This is a genomic window from Cellulomonas triticagri (assembly GCF_003696205.1).
GTDB classification, from domain to species: domain Bacteria; phylum Actinomycetota; class Actinomycetes; order Actinomycetales; family Cellulomonadaceae; genus Cellulomonas; species Cellulomonas triticagri.
Genome location: NZ_RFFI01000257.1, coordinates 1 through 1,406 on the forward strand (window position 1 = coordinate 1; position 1,406 = coordinate 1,406).

The following is a 1,406-nucleotide window of genomic DNA, read 5'->3' on the forward strand; positions in this document are numbered from 1 at the left end:
GTCCCTCGCGACCCCGCCGATCCCACCCCACCCCCGCCGCTCGCCCGGCACCGCGGCCGCCCCGGCCCCGGCTCCCGCGACCCACCCGGAGGACCCCATGTCCCGCTCCACCCGCAGCACCCGCACCACCTCGGGCGCGGCCGTCGCCCTGGCCGCCCTCGTGCTGCCCCTCGCGGCGTGCGTCGACAACGGCGCCGCGTCCTCCTCGGGCGCGGGCGCGCTGACGGTCGACTCGACGGCCGACGCGTGCGACGTGTCCGCCGCCGAGGCCCCGTCGGGCACCCTGACGTTCAGCGTCACGAACTCCGGGGACGACGTGACGGAGTTCTACCTGCTGGCGGACGACCGGCTGCGGGTGGTGTCCGAGGTCGAGAACATCGGCCCCGGCCTGACCCGCGACCTGGTCGTGCAGGTCCCGGCGGGCGACTACTACACGGCCTGCAAGCCGGGCATGGTCGGCGACGGCATCACCGCCGCGTTCACGGTGACCGACTCGGGCGAGGAGGTCGGCCCGACCGGTCCCGTCGCGGAGCAGCTCGCGACCGCCGAGGCCGACTACGTCGCGTACGTGAAGGACCAGGTGGGGTCGCTCGTCGCCGGGACGCAGCAGTTCGCGGACGCGTACGCCGCCGGGGACGACGCCACCGCGCGCGACCTGTACGCCGCGGTCCGGGTGCACTGGGAGCGGGTCGAGCCGGTCGCGGAGTCGTTCGGCGACCTGGACCCGCTGCTCGACGCCCGGGAGGCGGACCTCGCGGAGGGCGAGGAGTGGAGCGGCTGGCACTTCATCGAGAAGGACCTGTGGCAGCCGACGCCCGAGGCGAACGGCGGCACGGCGTACACCGCGCTCACGCCGGACGAGCGCCTGGCGGCCGCGGACACCCTGGTCGAGCTGACCGGGGAGCTCGACGCGCGCGTCACCGCCGACGACTTCACGTTCCAGGCGTTCCAGATCTCGAACGGCGCCAAGGAGCTGCTGGACGAGGTCGCCACCGGCAAGGTCACCGGCGAGGAGGAGATCTGGTCGCACACCGACCTGTGGGACTTCCGCGCGAACGTGGACGGCGCCGAGGTCGCGCTCGGGGTGCTGCGCGGCGTCGCGGAGGCGCAGGACGCCGACCTGGTCGCCGACCTGGACGACCGGTTCGCCACCCTGGACGACCTGCTGGCCCAGCACGGGTCGGTGGACACCGGGTTCGTGGCGTACACCGACCTGACCGACGCGCAGGTCGCCGAGCTCGCCGCCGCGGTGGACGCCGTGAGCGAGCCGCTGTCCCGCCTGACGTCGACGATCACCGATGCGGCCTGACGACACCGGCGACGACGGCGCCGCACCCCGCGGCCCCAGCCGGCGCGCGCTGCTCCTCGGGGGCGGCGCCGTCGCGGGGGCCGCGGCGGTCGCGGCC

Annotated in this window: 1 protein-coding gene; it reads left to right on the forward strand. The window is 75.6% G+C overall.

Translation table 11 applies throughout. The features are described 5' to 3' along the window. Positions 1-97 precede the first annotated feature (97 nt). Positions 98-1,309 carry an iron uptake system protein EfeO gene (gene efeO / locus EBM89_RS20685; protein ID WP_122151421.1) on the forward strand — a complete coding sequence of 404 codons (1,212 nt, stop codon included), beginning with the start codon at positions 98-100 and terminating at the stop codon, positions 1,307-1,309. Positions 1,310-1,406: the final 97 nt, after the last annotated feature.